Here is a 5,957-nt window from a genome sequence, read left to right as displayed (position 1 = left end):
ACGCCGGTGCTCTGCTGGCGCTGCCCGTCGTCCGTGGCGCCGTGGACGCGCAGCTCGCCCGGTGGGGCGCGCAGGCGCGGGCCCGGCCTCCGGGGAGCCATCCGGCCGACAGCGGCTGGCGCGGCGTGCTCATCACCCGCAGCGAGAGCCGCGACCTGTGGCTCGCGTTGCGGGGGGTGCAGTTCAGGCTCGTCGGCACCGTCGAGGCGGGCACGGACGGCGCCGTGGGCGTGACGTACCGCTTCCGGGTGCACAAGAGCTGGAACTTCGACCGCGGCGAGTCCGAGTACGGCATTCCGTTCACGCCCTTCGCGCGGCTCCATGAGACGGGCCTGGCAAGGGAGTTCACCGCCGAGGGCGAGAGCGGACCGCTGACGGCGCGGCCGTAGCCGGCCTCCTCAGCAGCTCACGTCCTTGCCGTCCGCGCCGAACACCGCCAGCCGTCGCTCCTGCGGCAGGTGCGGCGTGCCCGCGGGGACGTAGTGCAGCTGCACGGCGCGGCGGCGGGTGCGGGAGAGGTTCGGTGGGGTGCCGTGGTGGAGCAGCCCGTCGAAGTACAGGGCGCCGCCGGCCGGGAGCGGGACCGCCGTGTCACGGTGCGTCTGCACCGCGGTGTCGCAGATCTGGAAGTCGCGCCGCTTGAAATGCACGACGGGCCCCTCGGCGTGGGTGCCGGGCAGCACGTGCATGCAGCCGTTGTCGGCCGTGGCGTCGTCGAGCGCGATCCACACTCCGACGACGGGCGTGCCCAGCGGCACGTCGAAGTACGCCTTGTCCTGGTGCCAGGGCTTCTCGCGGCCGCCGCCGGGCGGCTTGAGCAGCGCCATGTCCTGCAGCAGGACGGGCTCGGCGCCGCCCAGGAGCCGGCCCGCGGGTCCGGTCACCGCCGGATGCCGGGCGAGCCGGGCCAGCCGCGGGTCGTGGTCGGTGAAAGACATCAACTTCCTTACCCCGTCGAGGAGTTCGTCGGGGCTTGCCTCGTCGGGCCTGACCCACGCCTCCAGCTCCACCGCGGCCGGGGACGGCGGGCGGGCGACGGCCGCGAGCGCGTCCAGGACCTCGCGCACCTCGGCGGCGTCCAGGGCCCGCCGCACGGCGAGGAAGCCGAGGCCGCGGTAGGCGTCGAGCTCGGCCGGGCCGATGTCCTGCGGGCTGTCGAGGAGCGGTGCGAGGCGATCGGACCGGTACAACTGCGCGGGCGTGTCGGCGGACATGGGCCGATCGTAGGCGCGGGCGCCGCGGACGGCGAGGGTGCACAGGCGGCGGCTCCCGGCACCCGCCGGGAGCCGCTTCGTGCGGGACGAGCCGGGCCGGGACGCTCAGCTCCTGCCCTTGCGCACCACCCACTTGCCGCCCACCCAGGCGCCGACGGTCTCGTAACCGGAGCGGAACGAGCCGAGCCAGTTCAGCTTCAGGTCCGCCTCCGCGGCGGACCTGACCGGCGTGTAGCCGTCCGCGGTGCTCCTGGCGTAGACGGGGAAGGGATAGGCGGGACGCGTCGCCGTCGTCCGGCCGTCGCCGTCGAGCGACCTGGTCGTCAGGCGCGCCGGGGCGTCGCCCTCGGTGACCCAGCCGGTGAGCGCGGTGAGTGCGTCGAAGGTGTCGGGTCCCTGGCCGCCACCGCAGTGCGCGACGCCCGGAAGCAGGAAGAGGCGGGCGAAGTCCGTGGTCGCCGAGGCGCCGCCCATCTCCTGCTCAACTGCCTTGTAGTAGGCCATCGTTCCGACGGCCGGGATGTGCTGGTCGCCGAGGCCGTGCCACAGGATCAGCTTCCCGCCGGCCTTCTTGAACGCCGACAGGTCGGGGTCGGTGGCGTCGTACATGCCCTCGCCCAGCGCCATGATCCTCTTGTAGGAGGCCCGCGTGAACGCGATGTCCTTGTACGTGAGCGACGGCTGCGGGGTGTCGAAGATCTGGTAGCGGAGGGTCTCCCGGACGAAGCCGATGTCGCCGCTGGTGCCGGTGGCGGTGGCCGGGGTGATGACGCCGGCCCAGTTCGGCTCGGAGCCGCGCAACTGGTAGGCCGGGTAGAGGAGTCGGCCGTGCTCGTCGGTCGGCCCCGCGTAGATCCGGCGCACGGTGGTGACCTGGTCGGCGGTGAGGCAGTAGGCGTCCGGTGTCGAGGTCTGCCCGGCCGCGCACCGGATGTCGGCCGGGTCCCAGTCGCAGGCCAGCGGGTCGGCGATGATGCCGTCGGCGGGTGCGTCGCAGCCCTTGAGCACGGCCTCGTGGAGCGGGGCGAGGTCGGCGTTGGTGAGGGTCGCCGGGCCGCCGTTCAGGTAGACGGACTGGGCGGTCCAGGCGTGCGAGAAGGTGTTCAGGGCGGTGAAGTTGTTCGCCGGGGCGCCCGCGATGATGCCGTCGAAGTCGGCCGGGTAGCGCTGCGCCTCGGTCAGTGCCTGGTGGCCGCCCTGCGAGCAGCCGTCGAAGTACGTGTGGGTGGCGGCCCGGCCGTAGTACTTCTTGATCAGGGCCTGGGCCGCCTGCACCAGTTGGTGGTCGGACTTGTAGCCGAAGTCGGCGCGCAGCGTCGGGTCGGTGGAGAAGAGGCCGCCGCCCTGGGAGTGGCCCTCGTCGCTGGAGGCGACGGCGAACGCGCCGTCGGTCAGCGGGACGCAGCCGGCCGAGGCGGGCGCGTTCGTGAGGTTCACGTTGCCGCACAGGCCGCCGCAGCCGACCTGGAGGTAGTCCGCCTGCCAGCCCGTTACGGGCAGCTTGATCTCGAAGTGGATCTGCGGGGCGATGACGCCCTTCACGTCGCAGGCGGCCCAGTCGCCCAACGTGTTGTCCTGCGCGGCCAGTTCGGTGGCCGAGGTGATCTCGAAGGGGACGCCGGGGACGGCGGCGGCCAGGTCGAGGGCCGGAACACCGGAGCACGGCATGGCGGGACCGATACCGGTCGCCGCCGTGGTGGAAGTGGTGGTGGAGGAGGCGGCAGGAGCGGCGGACGTGGCCGACGCGGTCAGGGTGCTGCCGCCGGCCACGAGGGCGAGGACCGCGACGAGAGTGGCCATGAGGGTGGGGGTCTTGCGTCGACGCCGTCTGGGGAGCAGGGGCATGCGCGGGGCTCCGTTCGCACGGGGATGGGGAGGTGCGGCCGGGAGCGCCAAGTGATCTGCGGTGGGGGCGACTTGGTCCTGCGACGGCGGCACGTCGAAGGAACGTAACGTGGCGGAGATCGCGCGGACAAGACCTGTCGACGAGATTGTTGACGATTATGTCGGCGACGTCTCCCGCGTCTGGACCGGCAGCGCCTTGATGCCGTTGATGAAGTTGGAGACGAGCCGCCTCGGCGGTCCCGCGAGGGTCAGCGTCGGCAGGGCCCGGCCCACCTCCTCGTACAGCACCTGGAGTTGGAGGCGGGCGAAGTGCGCGCCGAGACAGACGTGCGGGCCGTCGCCGAAGGACACGTGCGGATTGGGGGTGCGGGTCAGGTCCAGGGCGAAGGGGTCGGGGAAGACGCGCTCGTCGTGGTTGGCGCAGGCGTGCAGGACCACGACCTTGTCGCCGCGGCGGATGCGCGCGCCGGCCAGGGTCGTGTCGCGGGCGGCGGTGCGGCGGAACGTGAGGACCGGCGGGTGGCGGCGCAGCAGTTCGTCGGTCGCCGTCGTCAGATCGACCTGTCCGCCGCGCAGCCGCGCGTACGCCGACGGGTGCCCGGCGAGCAGGGCCAGCGCGCCCGGGGCCGCGCTGCGGACCGTGTCGTTGCCCGCGACCGTCAGCAGGAAGAAGAACATCTGCCGTTCGGGCGGGGTGAGTTCGCGGTCCAGGGCGATCGTCGTCATGACGTCGTCGGCCGGATGGGCGCGCTTGTGAGCCGTCAGCTCGTCGGCGTACGCGAACATGTCGGCCAGGGCGGAGGGCGAGCGCGGGTTCACCCGCGTCCCGGTAGCCCCGGTAGTCCCCTCCGTCTCAGCTGTCCCGGCTGTCCCAGCTGTCTCCTCTGCCTCGTCTGGGTCCTGGTACCCGATGACCCGGCGCGTCCAGTGCAGGAGCAGGCCCCGGTCGGACTCCGGGACGCCGAGCAGGTCGGCGAGGTTGAGCAGGGCGTAGTCGTCGGTGACCGTCGCCACCAGGTCCACCACCGGGGCGGCGTCGAGCGCCCGGCCGAGCAGGGACGTCGCCCGCTCGCGCGCCGCCCGCGCGAACGCCTCCACGCGGCGCGGGGTGAACGCCCGGCTCACCGGACGGCGCAGCCGCCCGTGGGCCGGCGGGTCCTGGTTGAGCATCATGCCGCGCACGAACGGCAGGTCCGCCGGATCAGGGTCCCGGATCTGGGTGGCGCCCAGGTGCGAGGAGTACGTCGAGGAGTCCTTCAGCACCGAGACGACGTCCGCGTGCCGGGCCACCGCCCAGAACCCGGGGCCCTCGGGCCAGCCGAGCACCGCCGGTTCGTCCTGCCAGGACACCGGGTGGCTCTCGCGCAGGACTCGGTAGCGCTCGTGCGGGACACCGTCCGCGTACAGCCGGGGGTCGAAGACGTCCGGAGCGAGGGCGGGTGCGCTCATGCGCCGTCCGCCCGCAGGAAGTCCTCCACCACCCGGATCAGCGCGAGCGGCGCCTCGTCCATCGCGTAGTGGCCGCACACCGGCAGGTCGACCAGTTCCCCGCGGGCGAACCAGTGCAGCCAGGTCTCGCGCATCAGGCTCGCCGACAGCGCCGGGTCGAGCTGACCGGTGACGGCGAGTGCGGGCGTCGTACAGCCGTCCAGATCGCGGTGGAAGTCGTCACCGGTCCACGAGTCCAGCCAGGCGCGGAACGCCTTGACGTCGCTGCGCTCCAGCGAGCGCGCCACCATCCGGTCCAGCCAGGCCGCCGGGCGCACCCCGCCCGTGGTGACGTCGAGGATGGCGCGGCGGTGCGCCGGTTCCATGTCGGCCGTCGAGAACAGCTCCCACTGCTGCGGCGGCAGCGCGAGGCCCGACGCCGGGACCGGCGAGACGCCCGCGAGGCGCCGCACCCGCTGCCGCGCCGACGCCACCACGCGCTGCGCCACGCTGCCGCCCATCGAGTGCCCGATCAGCGAGAACCGCTCCCAGCCGAGCCGGTCCGCGAGCGCCAGCACGTCGGCCGCGCCCTCGGCGGTCGTGTACGCGCCCGGCTGGTCCCGTGCCTCGCCGTACCCCCGCAGGTCAACCAGCGCGTACTGGAAGGAGTCCCGGTCGAGATCGGGGACGACCGGGGCGAACGCGGACCGGTCGGCGAACCAGCCGTGCACCGCGATCACCTTGTGCGGGCCGTCGCCGTGCAGTTCATGAGGAAGGAGGAAGGAGGCCACGTCGACTCCAGAGGGGACGAGGGCGGTGCGGTCCCGTCCACGGTGGCGCGGGCCCGCGCGGCCCACAAGGGGGCGTCCGCGACCGCGCGGGAGATCGGCGACAATGGGCGGGTGACCTCCGCCGACCCCGCCCCCGACCGCACGCTGGCCGCCGACTGCGGCAACTGCTTCGGCCTGTGCTGCGTCGCGCTGCCGTTCGCCAAGTCCCAGGACTTCGCACGGAACAAGAGCGCGGGCACGCCCTGCACGAACCTTCAGGACGACTTCCGCTGCGGCATCCACACCCGGCTGCGCGACGAGGGCTACCAGGGGTGCACCGTCTTCGACTGCTTCGGCGCGGGACAGCAGGTGTCCCAGGTCACGTTCGGCGGGGTCAGCTGGCGCGAGCGTCCCGAGAGCGCCCGGCAGATGTACGAGGTGTTCCCCGTCATGCGCCAACTGCACGAACTGCTCTGGTACTTGGGCGAAGTGCTCGCCCTGCGCCCGGCCGGGGCCGTGCACCCCGACGCGCGGCGCGCCCGGGACGCCGTCGAACGGCTCACGCGCGCGGACGCCGCCGAACTGCTCGCCGTCGACGTGCCCACCCTGCGCGGCGAGGTCAACCAGATCCTGCTCCGGGCCAGCGACCTGGTGCGCGCCGAGGTGCCGGGCGCGCGCGGCCGCAAGAAGAACCACCGCG

The 5,957-nt window shown here is 73.3% G+C and carries 5 protein-coding genes and 1 pseudogene; 2 read left to right on the top strand and 4 right to left on the bottom strand.

Annotation, left to right across the window (positions count from 1 at the left end; genetic code table 11):
* On the top strand, positions 1 to 389 hold a 389-nt coding region (locus tag G3I40_RS04635; protein ID WP_164300869.1), incomplete at its 5' end, for a hypothetical protein.
* A 9-nt stretch (positions 390 to 398) separates the two neighbouring features.
* On the opposite strand, the gene G3I40_RS04630 is transcribed toward G3I40_RS04635, so the two are convergent.
* From G3I40_RS04630 to G3I40_RS04615, 4 genes are all read right to left on the bottom strand, one after another.
* Positions 399 to 1,214 carry a phytanoyl-CoA dioxygenase family protein gene (locus G3I40_RS04630; RefSeq protein ID WP_164300868.1) on the bottom strand — a complete coding sequence of 272 codons (816 nt, stop codon included), beginning with the start codon at positions 1,212 to 1,214 and terminating at the stop codon, positions 399 to 401.
* A gap of 105 nt (positions 1,215 to 1,319) precedes the next feature.
* Positions 1,320 to 3,014 carry a tannase/feruloyl esterase family alpha/beta hydrolase gene (locus G3I40_RS04625; protein WP_239091536.1) on the bottom strand — a complete coding sequence of 565 codons (1,695 nt, stop codon included), beginning with the start codon at positions 3,012 to 3,014 and terminating at the stop codon, positions 1,320 to 1,322.
* A gap of 201 nt (positions 3,015 to 3,215) precedes the next feature.
* A complete protein-coding gene (locus tag G3I40_RS04620) occupies positions 3,216 to 4,508 on the bottom strand; it encodes a cytochrome P450 (protein WP_164300866.1) in 1,293 nt (430 codons plus the stop codon).
* Positions 4,505 to 5,278 (bottom strand): alpha/beta hydrolase, encoded by a 774-nt coding sequence (locus G3I40_RS04615; RefSeq protein WP_164300865.1) that lies wholly within the window; start codon positions 5,276 to 5,278, stop codon positions 4,505 to 4,507. The genes G3I40_RS04620 and G3I40_RS04615 overlap by 4 nt, the downstream gene beginning before the upstream one ends.
* On the opposite strand from G3I40_RS04615, the pseudogene G3I40_RS04610 reads away from it, so the two are divergent.
* Positions 5,255 to 5,957: pseudogene (locus tag G3I40_RS04610) on the top strand (hypothetical protein); the annotation flags it as partial. The gene G3I40_RS04615 and the pseudogene G3I40_RS04610 overlap by 24 nt on opposite strands.

The organism is Streptomyces sp. SID14478, from assembly GCF_010548525.1.
GTDB lineage: Bacteria > Actinomycetota > Actinomycetes > Streptomycetales > Streptomycetaceae > Streptomyces.
This window is presented reverse-complemented; position numbering and strand designations above follow the sequence as displayed.